The sequence below is a fragment of the Shewanella sp. ALD9 genome, from assembly GCF_002836315.1.
Classification (GTDB): Bacteria; Pseudomonadota; Gammaproteobacteria; order Enterobacterales; family Shewanellaceae; genus Shewanella.
The window spans coordinates 234,863-258,377 of the sequence record NZ_PJCD01000002.1 but is presented as its reverse complement, the minus strand read 5'-3'; the positions used below and the strand labels follow the sequence as shown (position 1 = coordinate 258,377).

Genomic DNA, 23,515 nt, shown 5'->3' with positions numbered 1-23,515 from the left:
ACTCGCCACAGACCAACCCAACTCTTACGATCAAGCTTTATTCATAATTGGCCGCTAATGAATACTTTGGCATGTCTGATTTAGGCTTGCATTTGTTGCCGTTAAACATGCATTATTTTCGCGGTATTGCAGGCAATATATTTTTCTTCAAATTCTTCTATGGGTAATGGCTGGCTGAAGTAAAAACCTTGACCGATTTCACATTGATTTTCTTTTAACCATTCAAGTTGTTGAATGTTTTCAATACCTTCAGCAACAATGGTCAAATCAAGCTGGCGCCCGAGCATTAAAATAGTTGACGCAATTGCGCTATCTTCTGGAAGATCGCTAACAAATGCACGGTCAATTTTCATTGTGGTAATCGGCAAATGACGTAGATATGATAATGAAGAATATCCTGTGCCAAAATCATCGACCGCAATACCAAAACCCGCTGATTTGAGTTGTTCTAATTTGGTAATTGCTTGTTCAACATCATTCATCAGTGACGTTTCTGTAATTTCTATTTCAAGTAATTCCGGACGTATTTGATAACGGATCGCCAGTTGCTTAATATCAGGTACTAAACTGGCATCTGCAAATTGTTGCGAGGCCACATTCACAGCAATAGGGATAGCATAATTATATTTACGTTGCCATTCCCTGATGACTTTACAGCTTTGCTCGATAACCCAACGTCCAATAGGGATGATAATACCGGTTTCTTCGGCTACAGGGATAAATGACATAGGACTTATTAATCGGCCGTCTTTTTGCCAGCGAATAAGAGCTTCACATCCGACGACTTTATTGGTCTTTAAGTCAAATTTAGGTTGAAAATATAATAAAAACTCGTTGTTTTTCAAAGCATCGTGTAACGAGGCTTCTGTACGTAATCTTACTGCAGCACGTTCGGTCATTTGTTGTTTAAAGAACGACCATTGATTAGAACCAGCGGCTTTAGCGCTGTACATGGCAATATCTGCATGACGAATTAAATCCTCTGCGGTGTTACCATCTTCGGGATATATCGATATACCGATAGACGCTGCTGGGTGAATAGCATGTTCGTTTAGCTGAATTGGAGTGTTTAATTGGATCAGCAACTTATCAACAAAATCAGCTGCTTGTGACGGGGTTTGAATTTCATCGGCTAAAATCACAAATTCATCGCCGCCTAAGCGCGCTACGCTACCTCGATCACCTACCACTCTTTCTAAAATACGTGCGATTCGGGCGAGGAATTGATCTCCTAATGCATGACCTAAAGAGTCATTGACGTTTTTAAAACGATCTAAGTCTATAAAAAGTAGTGCAAAATTTCGCTTATGAACACGTGAACGTTGAATTGTCACATTGAGTGTTTCTAACAATAAGGTTCGATTCGGTAGCCCTGTTAATGGGTCACGCGTCGCCATTTTTCGCAGTTTATTTTGAGTTTGGCTGAACTGTAATAAGATTTGATTAAATTTACTGGTCACTAGGCCTAATTCATCATCTTTATGGGCTTGAGACATCGGCAACAAGTTTTCATCAGGATAGTCTGGATCAATTTTATCAATAGCTTCACTAATGCGTGCGATGGGTTGTGTTAAAAAACGATGAAACACCACTGTTAATACTAAAGTGAGCAATAGTGCGCGAGCCAATGTTGCTATTAGCCCAAGTTGTAGCTGACTAAAGAGTTTAGTCGTCAGTTTTTGGGTGTCGTAAAAAATGGTCAATGTGCCAATGAGTTGCTGTTGTTTGTTGCCTTCAAAGTAGAACGGACGATACAGCGAACGGGAAATTTCTTTCAAATTACCAAAAAGACGATTACTTAACGATATGTAGTTATTGGAAAACTCATCAGATTCATTGGCCACAGATACAAATAGCGAACCATCATCAAGCTCAATGACCGCTGAACCAACGTTATCAACTTTGATGATGCCTTCGAGTGTTTGACTCGCAAGTTTGTCATCTAACGACCATACCGCATTCGTAGTGGTTTGCTCGACGGAATTGAGTAGTTCTTGCTGTGCTGCTGTAAGCTGTTGTTTAGTCGTTATAACAACTAACGCAATTTCTACGATAAAGATGGCAATTGCAAAAAACAAAGCAGTAAATACCACTAAGTTAGTTTGTTTCCATGTAAGAGACTTAAAACGAGCAGTCATGTATTATTCCATGTCATATAAGTGACTAATTCTACGTTGGTTTTAGCATTTTTAAATGCTAAAGTTACTCATGATTTATAGGTTCTATTAAATCAATCTTAACGTGGCTAATTAATTAGTTAACCCTTACAAAAATTGACACTATTGGCTACAACTTTAGTCAAATTCATCTGTCTTGTCATCAATAATCAAATCAAATAGCAAACCTCAGGTCACTTAATCGTAAAGTTTTTTGCTTAATAACGTCTAAATCATTTGTTAATACGATGATCTCATGTAGGAAAATGATTATTTTAAAGATTTTCACATTCTGTAACTCGCGTCTATTTAACTATTCAGTCTAATTGAAGTATACTTGTGCGCGTAATTAAAGGTCATTAAATTAAGGAATGGGTCACGTGAATCCAATTGTAAAGAGTTTTGAGTATGGTCAACATACAGTCACCTTAGAAACAGGTGTTATTGCACGTCAAGCTGATGCTGCAGTTTTAGCAAGCATGGGCGATACCACAGTATTAGTTACTGTAGTTGGTAAAAAAGTAGCGGATTTAAGCCGTGACTTCTTCCCGCTAACTGTTAACTATCAAGAAAAAACCTATGCTGCAGGTAAAATTCCTGGTGGTTTCTTCAAGCGTGAAGGCCGTCCATCAGAAGATGAAACTCTGATTGCGCGTCTTATTGACCGTCCTATTCGTCCTTTATTCCCTAACGGTTTTAAAAACGAAGTTCAAGTTATCATCACTGTGGTTTCTGTTGATCCACAAATCGAGCCAGATATTGTTTCGATGATTGGTACCTCAGCAGCGTTAGCTATTTCTGGTATTCCTTTCAGTGGCCCACTAGGTGCTGCGCGTGTTGGGTATATCAACGATGAATATGTACTTAACCCAACAGTTGATCAGCTTGCAACAAGTTCACTAAACCTAGTGGTTGCGGGTACTAAAGCTGCTGTACTTATGGTTGAATCTGAAGCTAAAGCGCTTGCAGAAGAAATCATGTTAGGTGCGGTAACTTACGGACATGATCAACAACAAGTTGTTGTTGATGCTATTGCCGAGTTCAAGGCTGAAGCTGGCAAACCAACATGGGATTGGACTGCACCAGTTCAAGATCAAGTGTTAGTTGCTAAAATCAAAGATCTTGCAGAAGCTGGCATGACAGAAGCTTACCAAATTGAAGTTAAACAAGACCGCTATGTACAAGTCGGTATTGTTAAATCTACTGCTAAAGCTGCACTAGTTGCAGAGAATCCAGATGTTGATACTCGTGAAGTAGACAACTTACTCGGTAGTTTAGAGAAAAGCGTTGTTCGCGGCCGTATTATCAGTGGTAAGCCTCGTATCGATGGTCGTGAACCAGATATGATCCGCGCGTTAAGTGTTTTAGCGGGTGTACTTCCACGTACTCACGGTAGTTCATTATTTACACGTGGTGAAACTCAAGCATTAGTAACCTGTACTTTAGGTACTGAACGTGATGCGCAGAAGATTGATAGCATCATGGGCGAACGTACTAATCGCTTTATGCTTCATTATAACTTCCCTCCGTATTCTGTTGGTGAAACAGGTATGGTTGGCTCACCTAAGCGCCGCGAAATCGGTCATGGTAAGTTAGCATGGCGTGGTATGAATGCCGTGATGCCTTCAGCTGAAGAATTCCCGTACAGCATTCGTGTTGTATCTGAAATTACTGAATCTAACGGTTCAAGCTCAATGGCTTCAGTATGTGGTACTTCATTAGCATTGATGGATGCAGGTGTACCAATCAAGACTTCTGTTGCGGGTATTGCAATGGGTCTAGTTAAAGAAGGCGACGATTTCGTTGTGCTTTCTGACATCTTAGGCGATGAAGATCACTTAGGCGATATGGACTTTAAAGTAGCCGGTACTCGTGATGGTATTACTGCATTGCAGATGGATATCAAAATCGAAGGTATCACTAAAGAAATCATGGATATCGCACTGCAACAGGCTTATGGTGCTCGTGTTCATATTCTAAACGTTATGGATCAAGCTATTGGTTCACATCGTGACGATATTTCTGCCCATGCTCCACGAATCACTACCATCAAGATTAACCCTGAGAAGATCCGTGACGTTATTGGTAAAGGCGGTGCGGTAATTCGTGCGCTTACCGAAGAAACGGGTACTACGATTGAGCTTGATGATAATGGTACTGTGAAGATTGCCTCTTCAAACGGTGAAGCGACTAAAGAAGCAATCCGTCGTATTGAAGAAATCACTGCAGAAGTTGAAGTGGGCCGTATCTACAACGGTAAAGTTATTCGTATCGTTGATTTTGGTGCGTTCGTTAACATTCTTCCTGGTAAAGACGGTTTAGTTCACATCTCGCAAATTAGCGATGAGCGTGTTGCTAACGTGTCAGACCATTTAGAGATGAACCAAGAAGTTGCTGTTAAAGTAATGGAAGTGGATCGTCAAGGTCGTGTAAGACTATCAATTAAAGAAGCTCAAGCGAAAGAAACTGCTGAGTAATGTAATTTAAAGGCTTAACGACACAAAAGGAGATCATTTGATCTCCTTTTTTTTATCTATAAAAAAATAATCTGTAATGTGCATGGCTCTTAGATTGCCAGATTGCTATGATATTGAATATTAATAGAACCTGATAAGGTAAAGCGGATGGAATGTAAACTACGCACCACAATCGTTGCCGTTGTTGTCGGTGCAAGTATGTTGTTGTCAGGTTGTGCTGCAACGTTAGGTTCAAATGATAATATTGCAGGGCAGATGATTGTCGCGCCGGTTATGCCTGATTATAAATTAGAAGTGACACTCGCAAAGCTAAATGAAATTTTAGCTACCATGGAGTTAACTGACGAACAACGTGCACGTTTTCATTACGATCGAGGGGTCATTTATGACAGTGTCGGATTACGTCTACTTGGCAGAATCGATTTTCATCAAGCATTAAAATTACAACCTGATCTAGCCGATGCATATAACTTTCTTGGTATTTATTACACTCAAGAAGGCGAGTTTGATAGTGCTTATGAAGCATTTGATGGTGTACTCGAACTGTCACCAAACTATGACTATGCCTTTTTAAATCGTGGTATTGCATTATATTATGGCGAACGTTACGAATTAGCCGTTGATGATATGAAAGCATTCTATGATCGTGACCCAAGCGACGGTTATCGAGCTTTATGGTTGTATTTGATGTCTTCCTCAATCGATAGTAAGCCTGCTTTGGCAGACCTTGCGATACAGCGTCAGCAGTTAAAGGATAAAGACTGGTCCAGTGTATTAGTCGATTTTTACTTAGGTAAGATAAATCAAGAACAAGTATTTGCTGCCGCAAAAGAAGGTTTGTCTCAGCCTAAAGAATATGCAGAACGTTTATGTGAAGCCTATTTTTACTTAGCGAAACATGCTGCTGAAAATGGTCAATATCAGCAAGCGGCTAATTTCTATCGTTTAACGTTAGCCACCAATATTTATGATTTTGTTGAGCATCGTTATGCGAGAATTGAATTAGCCAGAATGAAAAATATGATTCAACAATCTAACGAATTGTCATCTAAGAGCTAAAAAACACTTTGCCTAGCCAATTCTATCGATAGGCGCTATAATTTGCGCCTTTTTTAGCGGCTAGTGCAAGGTTAACATGTCAGGCAATAAAGTTGAGGTCGACAAGCGTCGTACCTTCGCCATCATTTCGCACCCCGATGCGGGTAAAACCACCATCACCGAAAAAGTGCTTTTATTCGGAAATGCCTTACAAAAGGCTGGCACGGTAAAAGGCAAAAAGTCTGGTCAACATGCTAAATCTGATTGGATGGAAATGGAAAAAGATCGTGGTATTTCGATTACCACCTCTGTGATGCAATTCCCTTACGGTGGCGCGCTCATCAATTTACTTGATACGCCTGGTCACGAAGACTTTTCGGAAGACACCTACCGTACACTAACCGCAGTAGATTCATGTTTAATGGTTATCGACTCCGCTAAAGGTGTCGAAGATCGTACTATTAAGCTTATGGAAGTGACGCGCTTGCGTGACACACCTATTGTGACATTCATGAACAAATGTGACCGCGATATTCGTGATCCCATTGAATTGATGGATGAAGTAGAAGACATCTTAAAAATAGCTTGTGCACCGATTACTTGGCCAATTGGTTCAGGTAAGGAATTTAAAGGTGTGTATCATATTCTGCGTGATGAAATCATTTTATACCAGAGCGGTATGGGTCATACAATTCAAGATGAGCGTATTATCAAAGGATTACATAATCCTGAATTAGATAAAGTTCTTGGATCGTATGCCTCTGAAATACGTGATGAAATGGAACTGGTCGCTGGCGCTTCAAATGAATTCAATCAAGAAGCTTTTCTAAAAGGCGAGCTTACGCCAGTATATTTTGGTACAGCCTTAGGTAACTTTGGTGTGGATCATATTTTGGATGGTATCGTGGAATGGGCTCCAAAGCCGCTTCCCCGTGAAAGTGATGTACGAAATGTCACGCCTGATGAAGAAAAGTTTTCTGGTTTTATTTTTAAGATACAAGCCAATATGGATCCAAAACATCGAGACCGTGTTGCTTTTATGCGTGTTTGTTCGGGTATATATGAACAAGGTATGAAAATGCACCATGTTCGCATCGGTAAAGATGTCAATGTTAGTGATGCTTTGACCTTTATGGCTGGTGATCGAAGTCGTGCCGAAGTGGCGTACCCAGGCGATATTATTGGATTACATAATCATGGCACCATGCGAATTGGTGATACATTTACTCAAGGCGAAAAACTTCGCTTTACTGGGGTGCCAAACTTTGCACCTGAAATGTTCCGTCGTATTCGTTTAAAAGATCCACTAAAACAAAAGCAGCTGCTTAAAGGGTTAGTGCAATTATCTGAAGAGGGAGCCGTTCAGGTCTTCAGACCAATTGATTCTAACGATTTAATCGTAGGTGCGGTTGGTGTGCTACAGTTTGAAGTAGTTGTTGGACGCTTAAAAAGTGAATATAACGTAGAAGCTATTTACGAAGGTATCAGTGTGAGTACCGCACGTTGGGTGTATTGCAAAGATGAACGTAAATTAGAAGAGTTTCGACGTAAATGTAGTCAAAATTTAGCCCTAGATGGCGGTAACAACTTGACCTATATTGCTCCTACTATGGTGAATCTAAACTTATCGATGGAACGCTACCCTGATGTTGAGTTTGCCAAAACACGCGAACATTAAATGTTAAGAAGTTTTTTACAGATATGTTAAAAAAGGTGGCTGTGCCGCCTTTTTTATTATTATTTTTAACAGGGAATTAAGATGATTAAGGCTATTTTTAGGCTATTTATTGTAAAACCCTGGAAAAGGTACATTTTATGGTGTGATGAGATGGGGTTAACCCTAGAAAATAAACGCAGCTGTGTACCACGATTGAGCGAACCTAAAAATGAAGCATCGACATCTGAGCCCGTCATAAATCAGAATGGCAATAAAAAAGAGCAACCTTATGATTGATACTCATGCTCATCTCGACATGTCAGAGTTCGATGATGATAGAACACAATTATTTGATGCCATGCATCGCCATGGTATTAGCTCTGCTATTTTACCTGGTGTGTCGGTTGATAAATGGCAAAAGCAAATTCTAATAGCACAGCAGTTTAATTGCTATTTCTCCCTTGGTATTCATCCGTGGTACGTGCCTGAGGACATTGATGCTGCCATTATTAAGCTTGAAGCAACGATACAACAATATAGCAAGAATAGGCGTTTGGTTGCTGTTGGGGAGTGTGGGCTGGATAAATTGCACCATTGGTCAGATAAACAATTGTTGTTACTTGAGAAACAGTTATCGCTTGCTCAAATTTACCAATTACCCGTCATTTTACATGCTGTTAAAGCTCACCAAGAATTATTGTCAATGTTGGCACATATTAGACTGCCTAAAGGCGGCGTAGTGCATGGGTTCTATGGCAATAGTGAAATTGCGAAACGTTATATTTCACTCGGTTTTAAATTAGGTGTTGGTGCTTTAATACTCAATCCAAGTGCGAAAAAGCTCCGAGAAACAGTGGTTAATTTACCTTTAGAACACTTTTTATTGGAAACTGATTCACCAAGTATGCCTCCTTTTGATCATCCTAAATCACGTAATACCCCTCTTATTCTTCCTCGAATTGTGTCCGAAATCGCATTTTTAAAGAAAAAGCCGACTGTTTGTATATTAGAACAGTTGAATAAAAATGCATTGCAACTGTTTGAGCTTTAATTGTTTTTTAATGAACATAGAGACATAAATTGTTTTTAATGTCGTAAGGGTTTGAAATTAAACTTTAAAAACTTGATCAAAACGACGCTTTTCGTTTCACGCTCAGTTATAATCATCAGCGGAAATTAGGTGAGTTAACAACATTCAAAAAAACTGTTAACAAAAGGGTGATGATTAATGGATATAGTAATGAGTTTAGTAGGGGTGGTCACCTTACTATTGATAGGTTTTGCACTATCAAATAATAGAAAAGCAATTAGTGTACGTACCGTTGGTGGTGCTTTAGCAATTCAAGCATTCTTCGCTGGTTTCGTATTATATGTTCCAATCGGTAAAGATATTCTGAAAGGTGTTTCTGACGCAGTATCAAGTGTGATTAGTTATGCACAAGCAGGTACTAGCTTCTTATTTGGTGATTTAGCTAACTTTAAAGTTGGTTTTATTTTCGCCATCAACGTATTACCTGTCATTATATTCTTCTCTTCTTTAATTGCAGTGCTTTACTATTTAGGCATTATGCAGTGGATCATCCGCATTATTGGTGGCGGTCTACAAAAAGCATTAGGCACAAGCCGCACTGAATCAATGTCAGCAACAGCGAACATTTTCGTTGGTCAAACTGAAGCACCGCTAGTTGTGCGTCCGTTTATTGCTACTATGACTCAATCAGAGTTATTCGCCATCATGGTGGGTGGTTTAGCATCAATCGCTGGTTCTGTATTAGCGGGTTACGCGCAAATGGGTGTTCCAATTGCATACTTAGTTGCAGCGTCATTCATGGCGGCACCAGGTGGCCTATTAATGGCTAAACTGATGCACCCAGAAACAGAAGCGGCTATCAATGAAATGGACGATTTACCAGATGATCCTGATAAGCCAGCAAACGTGTTAGATGCTGCTGCTTCAGGTGCTGCATCAGGTATGCACCTTGCATTGAACGTTGGTGCTATGTTGATCGCATTCGTTGGATTAATTGCAATGGTCAACGGTATCATCGGTGGCGTAACAGGTTGGTTCGGTTTAGAGGGTATTACGCTAGAACTTATCCTTGGTTATATCTTTATGCCTCTAGCTTTCTTAATCGGTGTACCTTGGAACGAAGCGCTTGTTGCTGGTTCTTTCATCGGTCAAAAGATTGTTGTTAACGAATTTGTTGCTTACTTAAACTTCGCTCCGTATCTACTAGATGCATCTGCTGAAGGCTTTAAAGTAGTAGCTGAAACTGGCGCAATGATGTCAGACCGTACTAAAGCGATTATCTCTTTCGCATTGTGTGGATTCGCTAACTTATCTTCTATTGCAATCTTACTTGGTGGTTTAGGTGCTATGGCTCCTTCACGTCGCCATGACCTTGCAAAACTAGGTATCCGTGCTGTTATCGCTGGTTCATTAGCTAACTTAATGAGCGCGACATTAGCCGGTTTATTCTTAGCTATCTAAGTTAAGAGTAATTCCAGGGGGAATACCTCCTACAGCTGGGTCTTTACTTTAATAATTATTAGAGACCCAGTTTTGTAATAAAGTTGTTATTGATTTTTGTGTTAATCCACCGTTTCCCAATACGAAGTTATGCTGTTTTAGTGATTGCAAAAGAGGATGCATTAAATTCTCTAGTCAAGATTGAAATGTCAAATTGTTAATGATGTGTGGACAAAAAGTCGCGACATTGTTCACAAAAAAGAATTTTGTATTCGTTTTTTATCGATTAAATATTGAGATTTATATCAGTAACGGTAAAATACGAATGATTAAAAAGAAGTGCTATCCAAGAAGATAGTTAAATAATATACATGGGGTTGATGATGAAAAATGTAAAAATGTTAGCTTTAGCGGGTGCAACAGTTGCTGCTATTTCTGGTAATACTTTCGCGGCAGATCGTACAGATCTTCACGCTACTGATTATAAATGGTTGCAGTTTAATGCGATGTATTCTGTTGGCGAGAAGCCTGATGACAAATCAACTGGTGATCGTCACAATTATCTAGAAATGGAGTTTGGTGGACGTTCTGGTGTTGTTGATTTATATGGTTATGTTGATGTTTTCAACTTAGCTAACCAAGAGTCTAGCAATAGTGATAAAGGTGCTGGAACAAGTAAATTGTTCATGAAATTCAATCCACGTTTTTCACTAGACGCTATTACAGGTAAAGATCTTTCTTTTGGTCCAATCCAAGAAGTATATTTTTCTACACTTTTCAACTGGAATGGTCAAAACAATGATAAATCTGGTAATAGTGTAAACATGTCTTTTTGGGGACTTGGTGCAGATGTAATGGTTCCTTGGTTAGGTAAAACTGGCATGAACCTTTATGCAACTTACGATTTCAATAAAAAAGATTGGAATGGTTATCAATTCTCTGCAAACTGGTTTAAGCCTTTCTATTTCTTCGACAACAAGAGCTTCATGTCTTTCCAAGGTTATATCGATTATCAATTTGATGGCGATGACAAAGGTAACGAATTCGTACCAATGACCTCTAACGGTGGAAATATCTTCTTTGGTTTATACTGGCATTCAGACCAATATGCGCTTGGTTATGGCTTAAAAGGCTTTAAAGATGTATATCTACTTGATGATGGTGCTGGTATTGTCGGCTTAGAATCTACTGGTTGGTCACATTACCTATCTGCAACTTACAAGTTCTAAGATTGGTATAGTGAATCTGTTGGAGTCGCATTAGCGGCTCCAAATTTTACAATAAAAAAATATCGAACTTTCATTTAAAATCATTGTCTAATAAGAGTGTTTTTATATAAAAGTTTGTACCCTACAAAGTTTTATTTTTACGCGCTAAAATGGATTTTTCGCGGAACAGTTGAAACAATTATCTTTGTTTTATCTTTTCCGGTCTTCAAGGATTCAAGTCGTGGTACTCGTTATCAGATTGAATACTTAGGTTAGTAAATAGTAGTAAGATTTACTGGCAATACTGAAGGCCCGGCCATAATTATAATCATATGCCAGCTACATAGTGTTGCCTGAAAAAAATTTATCAACTTTGATTTATCGTTTCGGAGAGCAATTATGACTGATTTAAAAAAAGCGGCACAACGTGGTATTGAATTAATGGATTTAACCACTTTAAATGACGATGATACTGATCAAAAGGTCATCGATTTGTGCCATAAAGCCAAGTCTCCAGCAGGTAATACTGCCGCAATTTGTATTTATCCTCGTTTTATTCCTATTGCACGTAAAACACTAAATGAACTTGATTGTGAAGACATTAAAATCGCAACCGTAACTAATTTTCCACACGGTAATGATGATATTGCCATCGCAGTACTAGAAACTCGTGCCGCAGTTGCCTATGGTGCTGATGAAGTCGATGTTGTGTTTCCATACCGTGCATTAATGGAAGGTAACGAAACCGTCGGTTTTGAATTGGTTAAAGCCTGTAAGGAAGAGTGCGGCGATGATGCGATTTTAAAAGTTATCATCGAATCTGGTGTGTTGAAAGATCCAGCTTTGATCCGTAAAGCATCAGAATTAGCTATCGATGCCGGTGCTGATTTTATTAAAACATCAACGGGTAAAGTACCGGTGAACGCCACACTTGAAGCGGCTGAAATTATGCTAACTGTAATCAGTGAGAAAAATCGCAATGTAGGCTTTAAGCCTGCCGGCGGTGTTCGTGATGCAGCACAAACAGCAGAGTTTTTAGACTTGGCTGCGCGCATTTTGGGTGCTGATTGGGTTACCCCACAAACTTTCCGTTTTGGTGCATCTAGCTTATTAAATAGCTTATTACATACATTAGAATTAGTTGATACCCCTAAGCCTACTTCAGGTTACTAATCGCATAGATAGTCAAAAATCTCAGTATGGCCTTGGATCATTGTCGTACTGAGGCGCTATCACTTGATAGCATCCTATTATTAAAGGCGACCCTAAAGGTGATGGGTTGCCTAAAGGGAGACGTAACATGTTTTTAGCTCAAGAAATTATACGCAAAAAACGTAATGGCGATGTATTAAGCACTGCAGAAATTCAATTCTTTGTTGATGGCATTACTCATAACACCGTTTCAGAAGGCCAAATTGCTGCGTTCGGCATGGCAGTGTATTTCAAAGATATGAATATGGACGAACGGATTGCATTAACGATTGCAATGCGCGATTCCGGAACCGTATTAAATTGGGATTCTCTGGGCCTCAATGGCCCGATTATCGATAAGCATAGCACTGGTGGTGTTGGCGATGTAATCAGCCTAATGCTTGGCCCTATGGCTGCAGCTTGTGGCGGTTATGTACCAATGATTTCAGGTCGTGGCTTAGGTCACACCGGTGGTACGTTAGATAAATTTGATGCTATTCCTGGCTATCAAACTGAGCCTTCAAGTGAATTATTCCGCAAAGTGGTTAAAGATGCTGGTGTTGCCATTATTGGTCAAACCGGTGACTTAGTCCCTGCTGATAAGCGTTTCTATTCGATTCGTGATAATACCGCCACCGTTGAATCTATCTCACTTATCACCGCATCTATTTTATCTAAAAAGTTAGCCGCGGGGCTTGATGCTCTTGCAATGGATGTCAAAGTCGGCAGCGGTGCATTTATGCCTACTTACGAAGCATCTGAAGAATTAGCTCGCAGTATTACTGCTGTTGCTAATGGCGCAGGAACTAAAACAACGGCATTGTTAACTGACATGAACCAAGTATTGGCTTCGTGTGCAGGTAATGCGGTTGAGGTTCGTGAGGCGATAAACTTTTTGACTGGTCAATATCGTAATCCACGTTTATATGCTGTCACCATGGGATTATGTGCAGAAATGCTAATTTTGGGTGGTATTGCACAGAATGAAGCAGAAGCTCGTCATAAACTAAATACTGTATTAGATAATGGTAAAGCAGCAGAGGCATTTGCTAAAATGGTGTCTGGCTTGGGTGGCCCAACAGATTTTGTTGAGGCATATGATAAGTATTTACCTCATGCGAAAATTGTACGACCTGTATATGCCAATACATCTGGCTTTGCTTACAAAATGGATACACGAGAACTTGGTTTAGCCGTAGTGACCTTAGGTGGTGGACGTCGCAAACCAGGTGATGCACTGGATTACAGTGTTGGATTAACTCAAGTATGCGCATTGGGTCAGGAAGTTAACAAAGATATTCCGTTAGCGATGATCCATGCTCAATCTGAAGATGCTTTCGCCGAAGCTGCCGCTGCTATTCAGCAAGCCATTATTATTGGTGATAGCGCGCCTGAGAAAACGCCTGAAATATATCGTTATATTCGCGCTTCAGATTTATAAAGGAAACAAATAATGAAACGTACTTTTATCTTAATGCTCGACTCTTTTGGTGTTGGTGCTGCTACCGACGCCGATAAGTTTGGTGACGTTGGCTCTGATACTTTTGGTCACATCGCGCAAGCCTGTGCTGACGGCAAAGCGGATATCGGCCGTCAAGGTCCATTGAAATTACCTAATCTTGCTCGCTTTGGTCTAGGCCATGCTGGTTTTGAAAGTACGGGTAAATTTGCTGCTGGATTTGCTGATAATGTCGAACTCATCGGTGCTTATGGCCATGCTGACGAATTAAGCTCAGGCAAAGACACTCCTAGTGGTCACTGGGAAATGGCGGGTGTTCCTGTCCTTTATGAGTGGGGTTATTTTAGTGACTTAACCAACTCATTTCCTAAAGAACTTACAGATAAAATTCTTGAACGTGCTGGTTTAGATGGTTTTTTAGGTAACTGCCATGCGTCAGGTACTCAAATTCTTGAAGAGTTAGGCGAAGAGCACATGAAAACAGGCAAGCCTATTTTCTATACCTCTGCGGACTCTGTATTCCAAATAGCATGTCATGAAGAAAGTTTTGGTGTAGAAAATCTATACAACTTGTGCAAAATAGCGCGTGAAGAGTTAGAGCCTTATAACATTGGTCGCGTAATTGCTCGTCCGTTTGTTGGCACTGGCGCGGCTGATTTCGCTCGTACTGGTAACCGTCATGATTATGCGGTATTACCACCAGCGCCTACGGTATTAGATAAGCTTAAAGATGCTGGCGGTGAAGTGGTGAGTATCGGTAAAATTTCTGATATATATGCGCACAGCGGTATTACTCAACAATTTAAAGCGACTGGTCTTGAAGAGTTATTTGACGAAACCTTAGCGCAAATTAAACGTGCTGGCGATAACACGATTGTGTTTACCAATTTCGTTGATTTTGACTCTCATTATGGTCATCGCCGTGACACTGCCGGTTATGCTAAAGCACTTGAGTACTTTGATTCTCGTTTACCGGAATTATTAGCGATTTTACAACCTGAAGATTTAGTGGTTTTCACTGCTGATCATGGTTGTGATCCTACTTGGGTTGGCACCGAACATACTCGTGAACGTGTGCCGGTACTCGCTTATGGTGCAGGTTTATCTGCAGGCTCGCTAGGCCGTCGTAAGTCTTTTGCTGATATTGGCCAGTCTATTGCGAGTTATTTTGAGTTAGAACCGATGAATTATGGTGAATCTTTTATTAATTAGTCACATTTTCAAACGACGGTTCTATATAAAGTTTAATGGCTTTGCTAAACTGTAAACATGACTAAGCAATACAAAATAAAATAGAAACATAGGGGTTATAACATGGCTACACCACATATTAATGCTGTTGAAGGTGCTTTTGCTGAAACGGTACTTTTTCCAGGCGATCCATTACGTGCAAAATATATTGCTGAGACATTTTTAGAAAATGTTGAGCAAGTGACTGATGTACGTAACATGCTAGGTTTTACCGGTACCTATAAAGGTAAGCGTATTTCTGTTATGGGTTCAGGTATGGGTATCCCATCTTGTTCAATCTATGCACACGAACTTATCAAAGACTACGGTGTTAAGAACTTAATCCGTGTTGGTACTTGTGGCGCAATCAGCACTGACGTAAAAGTACGTGATGTGATTATCGGTATGGGTGCATGTACTGATTCTAAAGTGAACCGTTTACGTTTTAAAGATAACGATTTTGCTGCAATCGCAGACTACAGCTTACTAAGTGCTGTTGTTGATTCAGCGAAAGCGCACGGCACTAAAATCCGTGTAGGTAACGTTTTCTCTGCCGACCTATTTTATACTCCAGATCCTCAAATGTTTGATGTTATGGAAAAAATGGGTATTCTTGGCGTCGAAATGGAAGCCGCTGGTTTATACGGTGTAGCACATGAATTAGGCGCCAAAGCGTTATGTGTTGTAACGGTATCAGACCACATTCGTACCGGTGAGAAGACGACCTCTGATGAGCGTCAAACGACATTCAGCGACATGATCATCATGACTTTAGATGCAGCGTTAACACTGTAATTTAATCGTTAGTCATAAAAATGGGCACTCATTGAGTGCCCATTTTTTATGTTTGTCATTTCTGTCAGCAATCTCTCTAGGCAGGAGGATCTTGTTTTACATCTTCTGACTCGTCTGCTTGCGTTTCGTTTGAAGCGATCAAGGTCGATTTTTTAGGCTTTTTACGTAATTTAGCTTGGGCTTTTCGGCGGTCAAAATCGGCACGCTTAAATGAAAGTGCTCGCGATAACAGCAAACCAATAAAGCCAGCTACAATTAACATCATCTGCTGTAATTGCATGTTCTGTTCATGCAATATTTTTATTTCGTCGAAAAATATATCAAGATTTAAACGTACTTCAACGTAACCTAAATTGTTGTCGTCTTGAACAACGTTCTCAATCAGGGGGGGATATGGTTTTAATAAGCCTTTTAATATTTCAGAGTCGGCTTCTAAGTTTTCATAAGACACACTTTGGGCAAAGGCTAGCCTTACACCTTGTGAATTATAGATATTCACCGACATCACTTTAGGATCAGCAGCAAGTGCTGATGCTAACCATTGCAGTTGCTCATCATTTTGTAAAAACATTGCTGGAGCCGCACCATTAGCGGCTTGCTGTGCTAATAGCCTTGCCATCACTTTGGTTTGTGAATTTAATAATTTTTGACCATTACGTAAACTTGATTGCCACAAGTACATTAGGCCGAAGATCAGTGCTATTGCCACAATGATTTGCACAATTCTGCTAATTTTTTGCCTTTTCTTAAGACCTTTAACAAAAATCACTTTAATCCTCAGTGTTTTTTCTATTTAATTGGAGGCTGTTTTAGGGAGTTCTTTTACCGAGCAACCATTCTGTGCTAACCCAATTACAGAGAATTATCAAAAAGCTATACTAATCGAAAAATTTGTCAGTAGATAGTCGTAACATACTAAGAGGCCGTATTGATGCTTGAACAACGTGATAATGTTTTACTAAATTTTTTATTTTCAGATACTTGTGAGACATATCAACATTTAGGCTGTGTGCTATATCGTTATCAAGAGTCAGATTATTTACGTAACTTACAATCTCACTTACCGTATCGTTGTCGAGTTATTTTTAGTGCGCAATGCTCAACAGAGATAGAAGCCTGGTTATCTTCAATATCAAGCGATACTCATATCGCAAGGCTTGACAGGCAAAACGATTTATTTGGTTTTGAACTGTCGGCTCAAACTGCTAATGACGGGTGGGTCGCGTCATTTCCTCAAAATATACCCGCCGAAATTGTACTCATTCAACAGCCATTAGCACGGTTAAACCAACCCGGTTTATTAGTGATGGATATGGATTCTACTGCCATTCAAATTGAATGTATCGACGAACTCGCCGCTATGGCTGGCGTGGGTGAGGAGGTCGCAGCAGTTACGGCAAGTGCTATGCGTGGTGAATTGGATTTTGAACAGTCTTTAAGACAACGAGTCAGTAAACTTGCTGGTGCTGATGCCTCTATTATTCAGCAGTTGTGCGATACCTTGCCTTTAATGCCTGGTCTTGAAGTGATGTTAGCCGAGTTAAAAACGCATCAATGGAAACTGGTTGTCGCTTCTGGTGGATTCACACCATTTGTGGGCCATTTAAAAACATTACTTAATCTTGATGCGGCGTTTGCCAATGAGCTGGTTATTGTTGATGGTAAGCTAAGTGGCGCAGTGACAGGTGAAGTAGTAGATGCTCAATACAAAGCTAATGTGATTAGTCAATGTGCTGAACAGTGGGGCATTCCATCAGGTCAGCGAGTGGCAATTGGTGACGGCGCTAATGATATTCCGATGATCCAAGCTGCAGATTTAGGTGTGGCATTTCATGCTAAACCTAAATTAATTGCTGCTGCTGATGCATCGATACAAAATGTCGATTTACGAGCATTAGTGTTTTGCCTACAACTATAACGTTTTGATGTTTATCTTTATGAACAAGGCTAAATATAGAATTATTACTCTATTCTAGTTGTATTTCATGGTAGTAATGTTAGTTTTATATTTATAATCACTAACATAACTGCCTATTTTGACTATAGAACTCCTCCAAGATTCACTTTTTATACCATACAGAGTTGGTCAATTGCACCTGCGGCATATTCGTCCTTCGTTGCCGACAGCCCTAGGTATTCCTATTTTGATGTTGCATGGAGCTATGTCTAATGGAAGAGTGTTTTATAGCAGTTCTGGCCGTGGTTTAGGCTGTTTTTTAGCTAACGCTGGTTTTGATGTTTATGTGATGGATACCGCAGGACGAGGCTTAAGCGAGCCTAAAATTCACCGTGACTTTACGTTGGGACAAGGAGAAGTCATCCGTGAACAATTGCCACTAGTGCAGCAGTTTATTCTACAGCGTCATCCTTTGGTTAATAAAGTCCATTGGTGTGCCCATTCATGGGGCGGGGTGTTAATGGCCAGTAGTCTGGCTCGTTATAGTCATTTACAGTCTAGTGTTGCATCGTTACTAACCTTTGGTTCCAAACGTACTATCAAAGTGAAGTCATTTAAAAAATGGCTTATGGTCGATTTTTTCTGGAATCGTTTTGCGCCTTTTTATATTGGCAGACAAGGCTACTTTGATGCCTGTCGACTCCGTGTTGGTATGGATAATGAGAGCAGTGCATCATTATTACAAACGATTGATTGGGTGCGAGGTGATTGGGTTGATCATGATGATAATTTTCACTATGCAGAAGCCGCAACTAAAGCGGTATGGCCACCGGCATGGTTTATCGCTGGTAAAAATGATCACGTATTAGGCAATCCGTCAGATGTACGCGATATGATTGATGAATGTGGTTTTAGCCAGGTTAAGTACACTTTACTCGCCAAAGAAAAGGGCAATTTATTGGATTATAATCATGCTGGTATGTTGACTGAACGACAAGCCGAGCAAGATCACTTTGTACAAATTAAACAGTGGTATTTATCAATGTGAGCCAAGTTAGCTGTATGGGAATAGTAAGTGGTTATTAACCTATTCTCTGGTTACTCAATCTTTGACTAGCAAAAAATGCTGATTTGAACTAAATCCTTCTTATCGATTTATGCCATAGCTTATTACGAGTAGCGGTTTCTGAAAGATTGCTTAGGCTAGTATCATTAAGCTTGGAAAACGGATTTCAACTTCAGTAGTAATATCTAATAGCTCACCCGAACCGATAACTCTCCATAATTGTTCTTCTAATTGCTTTGCACGGTGATTAGCATGAATGTGGATATATTCTAGCTCGCGTCGAATATAGCTCATATCGGGCTTGTCAGTTGCTCCTATATACACCCTTAACGCCATGAAGCGACCCACTTTTTTGCTTTGAGTAATAAATTGAATTTGTTGTTCTCTATTACCCAGTTCTGATTTAAGTTTACATTGGATCTGTACTGTACCTCTAGGGTGGCGGGTGAGTTGCATAAACACTTCAAAAAAGGCCATATCATGAGTGGGTTTCATTAACTTGATAGGGTCTATGATGTGTTGTTTTAATACATTGTTGTCTAGTAGTGGCTTTAAATTGTATTGCAGTACCTTATCGCTGTCTTGAGCAAATAAATGGCTTATTTCATCAGTCGTGGTACCAATACCTATGTAAGCCATTTGTGCCGCTTTTACTGTTTTTTCGATAAAATATGGCACTCCTGGCAATTGGCGCATCACGAGATTTTTCATACCATCAGCCAGTTCTTTTTTCTGGCCTTCATTGTCTGATAATTGCTCGAGTTTTTGTTTATTGTGAGCAATTAATTTACTTAAAAACTCAACGCCTTCATGCGGAGAGTGGCCAATGATGGCACTCAAATGCAAAGTTGCACCATTCATCCGGCTGCGAATTAGCTGATAAGGTAAATTCGATAAATTAGTTTTTCCAGCAGCGGCTTGCAGGCGTGGAAATGATAATGTAACCGGACCCGGTTCGTTGAAATTAGCTGATTTATCTAGAGTCAGTTGTAAACCTCGACTCGAAATATCATGAGTAATACCAGTGGCCTGTTTATCACCTTGTTGAATTGTGACTAAGGTTTTAAAGACGAATCGAGCCTCATGGCGCCGCTCACTAAATGGCATTGATACTTTTTTGATGCTGTGTTGTTTTATTTTTGCTTGAGAGAAAATCTTTAAGCCATTCACATCAGATTGATCAAACCAGCATTGATAGTCTTTACGAGCTTCCTCGTTGGTTAAATCAATAAGTTGTAAAGTATGACTAAATTGAGCTAATTGTTGCTCAGTGAGGGCCGCATAACGAGCATCATCCCCCGGTAAGGTGGATGTTTTATAGTTTTTGCTATGATCAATAGGCTGCATTACAATTTTAAATACGCGCCAGCTGGTTTTTGTCGACGCAAAACCTAAAAAGAGATGCATATTTTTGGTTGCTTTAAGCTCTGCTAAGGTAGCAGAATAAAAATGTAATTTACCATTAGCATTGTGTGTAAAACTGAATAAATAACAATGTTCATTATTTTCGGAGCTTTTGATCATTTGGCTTAAGCGTCGGGTATTAATAAAGCTCGGTAGCTGACTTATTTCATTTTCATCTTGAAAATAATGTTGGATTGGTTGGTTACCTCTACCCAGTAATTCGTAGGCTATGATTGGTTTACCATCGACAATCGAAACAAATAAAGGAAGATGCGTTAATAGTGGTAAGTAATGACGTTCATAACCTAATCCGGTAGCAGTAACGATGACGTCGTTGACATCAACTTTATAACGGAATTTATAACTGCGTATAAGCTGCGATAGTACGCCGTCTAATGCTTCTCCACTACCCAGTCTTTTCAATCTAAAAATAGCACTATCATCTTTGTTTTGAATATCCACTATTTGATATTCAACACCATGCTTTAGATCATCTAGATAAAATTCATCGCTGAGTTCAAGTAGTTTTACTCGCAAAGGTTTATCTTGGTCTAAATGATGCTTTAATGGCAACTTAATGCGAGCGCCGCCGACAGATAAATCTAGCGTTGCGCCATTGACTTCGGTTATGCCTTGCTGAGAAACCATAATTCGAATGCTATAATTCATTCGTTCTTCACAGCGATTAAAGTAGCTGCCAAGTACCACACCAGGCACTAAAAATGGATTTTCCTCGTCGACAACCTCAATTGAAACATTTTCTCTGAGTTTCAGACGTCGCAGTTTATGCGCTTTTATAACGTGCTCGTATACACCTAAGGTATATTTGTTGCGGTATAATGGTAGTGCTTGTAGCAGTGCTTCTTTAGCGGGTTCGTCTAGAAAATATCTTTGGTTAGCGATGACAACTTCTTCGCATGGCAGTTCCGTTTTATCTCGTAAATCTATAATTCGTGTACATAAAGATGAGATACGGTTTAGCTCCATTTTCAATAGAAAACGGGTTGAATTAGATTCGTCAACGGTTAACTGTTCAAATACGTCCTGAAAATCAGGTTCCATGATCAGTGGTTTTAGTTGTTCGATTAATGCCCTGTGGTTATCTAAACTCATTATTTTATCGTTTTAAATGCTTATTGTGAGCCTGGCTGATAATTTTATCGGCAAGAAATTGCTGATCTTTATAGTAATATACATTTCAATGTTGTTCGATAGGTATGCACAAATGATATCGTTGTTAATTACTCTGAAACGAAGACTAACATAGCGTATTAATGTTAATGCTGTATTGATGTAACGTTTGTTTATTGATTTTTACAGTTTGTTTACATGAGTGTGGACAATATTTTAATCATTGGCAAGACTCTGACTAAAGATCGTTGTTATTATTATACTTATGAGTTGCCTAAACCGTCATATTTGATTCGTTCGATGTGAGGTTTAGGCAGTAAAGAAATTTCTAACAATGATGCTTTATTGATTCGTAGACTGAGTGACATGGGTCATAAAAGTACTAATTGATTTGCAACCTAGGAACTAACATGGCGAAAGCTCCAAAAATGGCATTTGTTTGTGACGATTGTGGCCTGGATTATCCGCGTTGGCAGGGACAGTGTCGTTGTGGTGCGTGGAATTCTTTGGTGGAAATGAAACTGTCGGCCTCAAAGAGTTCAACTTCACGTTCATCGGTATTGGGATACGCTGGTGCTGTGGGGGGGGGCTCTAAAAAACTCAGTGAAGTTGAATCACAAGATGCCGAAAAAAGACTGACTGAAATCGGTGAATTAGATAGAGTGCTCAGTGGTGGTTTAACGACGGGATCGGTGAATATTATTTCCGGTGACCCAGGAGCTGGTAAAACAACATTACTGTCTGATTTGGTTGCTCGGATGTCACAATCTATGGCTTCACTGTACTGTACTGCAGAAGAATCATTATCTCAGTTCAAAAACCGTGTTAATCGTTTAAAGCTTAATTATAACGAAGATAACTTGTTTCTGCTGTCTGAAACCAGTGTAGAAGCCATTATTGAAGAATTAGAAGCCAAGCAAATCAAGTTTGCTGTCATTGACTCTATTCAAGCGGTTGTCACAGATGCGGCCAATGGCAGTCCGGGGTCGCCTTCACAAGTTAAAACGGCGGCTCAAGCATTTACTCAATATTGTAAAAAAAATAATGTCACCATGTTCATTATTGCTCACGTAAATAAAAATAACGAAATAGCAGGCCCGCAAACCTTGGTTCATATCGTAGATTCATTGCTACATATCGACACCAACGACGGGCAAATTCGTACCTTGCGCGCCAATAAAAACCGTTTTGGTGATGTTGATACCGTGGGGATATTTCGCATGAGTGAACGCGGTATGATCAGTGTTGATAACCCAAGTGAAATATTTTTATCGGGTTCAACCACCGAATCGCCGGGCTCGACCATCACTTGTATTCGTAAAGGTAACCGTAATTTACTATTGGAAATACAATGTTTAACCACCGAGACTGAATCTGAGTTTCCACAACGAGTGTGTGTGGGCTTAAACATGAATCGGATTAAAATGTTAACCGGTATTTTACGTAAGCATACTAAAACCAAAATTTTTCATGATACATTTTTTAATATAGTAGGCGGTTTAAAAATTGATGAGTCAGAAACCTGCATCGATCTAGCGCTTGTTACGGCATTACTGAGCAGTTTAAACGACTTTGTCGTGCCTAGAACCACTTGTATTATGGGCGAGTTGAGTTTGAATGGCGATGTCCGCCCAATTGATAGTGGTGTGCCGAGAGTCAAAGAAGCTGCGCAGCATGGTTTTACTGAGATTTTTATCCCATTTCGTAATTATCACAAAACCATGGAAGGGCTTGGGGCAAAAATTATTCCAGTGAAAACTATCCATGAGCTGCTTGAATTAATTAATTAACCCTCGGTTGCTAAAAGCAAAACTTGAGCATAAAAAAGGTAAGTCATTGACTTACCTTTTTTGCATTTTACGGTATATCTGAAAGCTTAAGGCGCTGGAGTGATTAACGACGTAAGCTCACGATCTAATAACTCTGCATCGCCTATGTTGAGTTCAATAATTCGGCGCAGGTGGGTAATACTGTCAACGTCAATGTGAGTACACTTTAAGCCCAGGTGTTCTGGGGTTTTATGGACAATTGCCGCTTCCATTTTGAGTTCAATATCAGAGTCGGGTAACACAAACTCTAAGGTTAAAATGCTATTGAGTTGACCTGTATACCCAGATGGTAATTCTACTAATGCACCGTTAAGACTTAAATCTAAAATTTTAGTGCGCCAAGTTTGTTCTGTTTGCGCGAGATGAGCACTGGCTGCAAAAAAAATACGAGAAAATTTACGTCTGTCGTCCATAGTTTGCCCTTAGTAATCAATATCGCAAAGACACATAGTCAGTGTTTATTGTTTAAGCATACTCGATTTATCTCGATTACGCTGATAATATTTA

At 39.7% G+C, this 23,515-nt stretch carries 17 protein-coding genes; 13 read left to right on the top strand and 4 right to left on the bottom strand.

Annotated features, from left to right (window positions below; all coding sequences use genetic code 11):
* Positions 1 to 101: 101 nt before the first annotated feature.
* Positions 102 to 2,138, bottom strand: coding sequence for an EAL domain-containing protein (locus CXF88_RS04615; protein ID WP_101085738.1), 2,037 nt, complete (start codon positions 2,136 to 2,138; stop codon positions 102 to 104).
* Positions 2,139 to 2,536: 398 nt separating this feature from the next.
* Here CXF88_RS04615 and pnp point away from each other — a divergent pair, with 398 nt between their 5' ends.
* The 10 genes from pnp (at position 2,537) to deoD (ending at position 15,681) form a co-directional block, all read left to right on the top strand.
* Positions 2,537 to 4,633: a polyribonucleotide nucleotidyltransferase gene (gene pnp, locus CXF88_RS04610; protein ID WP_101085736.1), complete on the top strand. Its 2,097-nt coding sequence runs from the start codon at positions 2,537 to 2,539 to the stop codon at positions 4,631 to 4,633.
* Positions 4,634 to 4,780: 147 nt separating this feature from the next.
* Positions 4,781 to 5,692 carry a lipoprotein NlpI gene (gene nlpI / locus CXF88_RS04605; RefSeq protein ID WP_101085734.1) on the top strand — a complete coding sequence of 304 codons (912 nt, stop codon included), beginning with the start codon at positions 4,781 to 4,783 and terminating at the stop codon, positions 5,690 to 5,692.
* 76 nt (positions 5,693 to 5,768) lie between these two features.
* Positions 5,769 to 7,349, top strand: coding sequence for a peptide chain release factor 3 (gene prfC, locus CXF88_RS04600; RefSeq protein ID WP_101085732.1), 1,581 nt, complete (start codon positions 5,769 to 5,771; stop codon positions 7,347 to 7,349).
* 268 nt (positions 7,350 to 7,617) lie between these two features.
* Positions 7,618 to 8,379: a TatD family hydrolase gene (locus CXF88_RS04590; protein WP_101085728.1), complete on the top strand. Its 762-nt coding sequence runs from the start codon at positions 7,618 to 7,620 to the stop codon at positions 8,377 to 8,379.
* Between the two features lie 177 nt (positions 8,380 to 8,556).
* The gene (locus tag CXF88_RS04585; RefSeq protein WP_101085726.1) at positions 8,557 to 9,819 is read left to right on the top strand and encodes a NupC/NupG family nucleoside CNT transporter; all 1,263 of its coding nucleotides are present in this window, start codon (positions 8,557 to 8,559) and stop codon (positions 9,817 to 9,819) included.
* Positions 9,820 to 10,181: 362 nt separating this feature from the next.
* On the top strand, positions 10,182 to 11,027 hold the full coding sequence (locus CXF88_RS04580; protein ID WP_101085724.1) for an outer membrane protein OmpK: 846 nt from the start codon (positions 10,182 to 10,184) through the stop codon (positions 11,025 to 11,027).
* Positions 11,028 to 11,405: 378 nt separating this feature from the next.
* Positions 11,406 to 12,179, top strand: coding sequence for a deoxyribose-phosphate aldolase (deoC, locus tag CXF88_RS04575; protein ID WP_101085722.1), 774 nt, complete (start codon positions 11,406 to 11,408; stop codon positions 12,177 to 12,179).
* A 127-nt stretch (positions 12,180 to 12,306) separates the two neighbouring features.
* Positions 12,307 to 13,638 (top strand): thymidine phosphorylase, encoded by a 1,332-nt coding sequence (gene deoA, locus CXF88_RS04570; RefSeq protein WP_101085721.1) that lies wholly within the window; start codon positions 12,307 to 12,309, stop codon positions 13,636 to 13,638.
* 12 nt (positions 13,639 to 13,650) lie between these two features.
* Positions 13,651 to 14,868: a phosphopentomutase gene (locus CXF88_RS04565; protein ID WP_101085719.1), complete on the top strand. Its 1,218-nt coding sequence runs from the start codon at positions 13,651 to 13,653 to the stop codon at positions 14,866 to 14,868.
* Positions 14,869 to 14,970: 102 nt separating this feature from the next.
* Positions 14,971 to 15,681: a purine-nucleoside phosphorylase gene (gene deoD, locus CXF88_RS04560; RefSeq protein WP_059746461.1), complete on the top strand. Its 711-nt coding sequence runs from the start codon at positions 14,971 to 14,973 to the stop codon at positions 15,679 to 15,681.
* A gap of 76 nt (positions 15,682 to 15,757) precedes the next feature.
* Here the strand turns inward: deoD and CXF88_RS04555 are convergent, their stop codons facing one another.
* Complete coding sequence (locus tag CXF88_RS04555) at positions 15,758 to 16,450, bottom strand: AhpA/YtjB family protein (protein ID WP_101085717.1); 693 nt, start codon at positions 16,448 to 16,450, stop codon at positions 15,758 to 15,760.
* Positions 16,451 to 16,612: 162 nt separating this feature from the next.
* On the opposite strand from CXF88_RS04555, the gene serB reads away from it, so the two are divergent.
* Both serB and CXF88_RS04545 read left to right on the top strand, forming a co-directional pair.
* Entirely contained in the window at positions 16,613 to 17,599 is a 987-nt protein-coding gene (gene serB, locus CXF88_RS04550) for a phosphoserine phosphatase SerB (protein ID WP_101085715.1), read from the top strand.
* A 118-nt stretch (positions 17,600 to 17,717) separates the two neighbouring features.
* Positions 17,718 to 18,626 (top strand): alpha/beta fold hydrolase, encoded by a 909-nt coding sequence (locus CXF88_RS04545; protein ID WP_101085713.1) that lies wholly within the window; start codon positions 17,718 to 17,720, stop codon positions 18,624 to 18,626.
* 150 nt (positions 18,627 to 18,776) lie between these two features.
* Here the strand turns inward: CXF88_RS04545 and CXF88_RS04540 are convergent, their stop codons facing one another.
* The gene (locus CXF88_RS04540; protein ID WP_101085711.1) at positions 18,777 to 21,161 is read right to left on the bottom strand and encodes a PilZ domain-containing protein; all 2,385 of its coding nucleotides are present in this window, start codon (positions 21,159 to 21,161) and stop codon (positions 18,777 to 18,779) included.
* A gap of 428 nt (positions 21,162 to 21,589) precedes the next feature.
* Between CXF88_RS04540 and radA the strand changes: the two genes are divergently transcribed.
* A complete protein-coding gene (gene radA, locus CXF88_RS04535) occupies positions 21,590 to 22,969 on the top strand; it encodes a DNA repair protein RadA (RefSeq protein WP_101085709.1) in 1,380 nt (459 codons plus the stop codon).
* A gap of 86 nt (positions 22,970 to 23,055) precedes the next feature.
* Here the strand turns inward: radA and CXF88_RS04530 are convergent, their stop codons facing one another.
* On the bottom strand, positions 23,056 to 23,421 hold the full coding sequence (locus CXF88_RS04530; RefSeq protein ID WP_101085707.1) for a PilZ domain-containing protein: 366 nt from the start codon (positions 23,419 to 23,421) through the stop codon (positions 23,056 to 23,058).
* Positions 23,422 to 23,515: the final 94 nt, after the last annotated feature.

Coding starts and splice junctions, on each gene's coding strand:
- CXF88_RS04615 (WP_101085738.1), bottom strand. CDS start 2,138: ATGACTGCTCGTTTTAAGTCTCTTACATGGAAACAAACTAACTTAGTG.
- nlpI (WP_101085734.1), top strand. CDS start 4,781: ATGGAATGTAAACTACGCACCACAATCGTTGCCGTTGTTGTCGGTGCA.
- prfC (WP_101085732.1), top strand. CDS start 5,769: ATGTCAGGCAATAAAGTTGAGGTCGACAAGCGTCGTACCTTCGCCATC.
- CXF88_RS04590 (WP_101085728.1), top strand. CDS start 7,618: ATGATTGATACTCATGCTCATCTCGACATGTCAGAGTTCGATGATGAT.
- CXF88_RS04585 (WP_101085726.1), top strand. CDS start 8,557: ATGGATATAGTAATGAGTTTAGTAGGGGTGGTCACCTTACTATTGATA.
- CXF88_RS04580 (WP_101085724.1), top strand. CDS start 10,182: ATGAAAAATGTAAAAATGTTAGCTTTAGCGGGTGCAACAGTTGCTGCT.
- deoC (WP_101085722.1), top strand. CDS start 11,406: ATGACTGATTTAAAAAAAGCGGCACAACGTGGTATTGAATTAATGGAT.
- deoA (WP_101085721.1), top strand. CDS start 12,307: ATGTTTTTAGCTCAAGAAATTATACGCAAAAAACGTAATGGCGATGTA.
- CXF88_RS04565 (WP_101085719.1), top strand. CDS start 13,651: ATGAAACGTACTTTTATCTTAATGCTCGACTCTTTTGGTGTTGGTGCT.
- deoD (WP_059746461.1), top strand. CDS start 14,971: ATGGCTACACCACATATTAATGCTGTTGAAGGTGCTTTTGCTGAAACG.
- serB (WP_101085715.1), top strand. CDS start 16,613: ATGCTTGAACAACGTGATAATGTTTTACTAAATTTTTTATTTTCAGAT.
- CXF88_RS04540 (WP_101085711.1), bottom strand. CDS start 21,161: ATGAGTTTAGATAACCACAGGGCATTAATCGAACAACTAAAACCACTG.
- radA (WP_101085709.1), top strand. CDS start 21,590: ATGGCGAAAGCTCCAAAAATGGCATTTGTTTGTGACGATTGTGGCCTG.
- CXF88_RS04530 (WP_101085707.1), bottom strand. CDS start 23,421: ATGGACGACAGACGTAAATTTTCTCGTATTTTTTTTGCAGCCAGTGCT.